Annotated in this window: 1 protein-coding gene; it reads right to left on the reverse strand. The window is 70.9% G+C overall.

The genetic code is table 11. From position 1 onward, the window contains the following. Window positions 1-424, reverse strand: a 424-nt coding sequence (locus tag AB1460_RS38085; protein WP_368967462.1) for an IS110 family transposase, incomplete at its 3' end; no start/stop codon positions are given. Between the last annotated feature and the right edge of the window lie 254 nt (window positions 425-678).

Here is a 678-nt window from a genome sequence, read left to right on the forward strand (position 1 = left end):
GGGCGCGGACGCTGCGGCGCAGCGCGGTGGTGGCGGCGCTGTCGCGTACGAGCGGGCGCAGCCGGCGGCGGTCGGTGCGCACGACGTCGGCCAGGACGTAGGCGTCGAACCGGTCGTCCTTGTTCCCCGCGGACCCGTAGCGGGACCGCAGGTTCTTCAACTGGCCAGGCGGGATCACGAACACCGTCAGCTCGGCCTGGCCCAGCGCGTCGACGACCGGCCCGTCGGGGCGTTCGATCCCGACCTCGGTGACACCGCGTTTCAGCAGCCGTCTGACCATGTTCTTCAGCCCGGCCGCGTCGTGGGAGACCGCGAAGCGGTCGAGGACCTCACCGTCGGCGTCGACGACCGCGACCGCGTGGTCGTCGGTGGCCCAGTCCACCCCGCCGTAGACCCGCGGCGCTGGGATCGGGTCGATACTCATCTGTGTCTCCTCGCTGTTGCACCAGTGGGAAGACACCCGGTGGTCCCGGGACACCGCAGCCGGTCGCTCACTGATCGGCGCTCTCTGGCGCGCAGCCCTGTAGCCAGTCGGGGTGTCCTGGGCCACCGGGCCTCGCGGAACTCATGCCGGACCTTCACGGTCGAGCGAGCAGGGCGATGGCCCGGTGGGGACCAGGGGCGTGTCCGAACTCTCCCATTCGCGAGTTCCGACACGAGGAAGGTGCACCAGTGAGC

The sequence above is a fragment of the Parafrankia sp. FMc2 genome, assembly GCF_041008525.1.
Classification (GTDB): Bacteria; Actinomycetota; Actinomycetes; order Frankiales; family Frankiaceae; genus Parafrankia.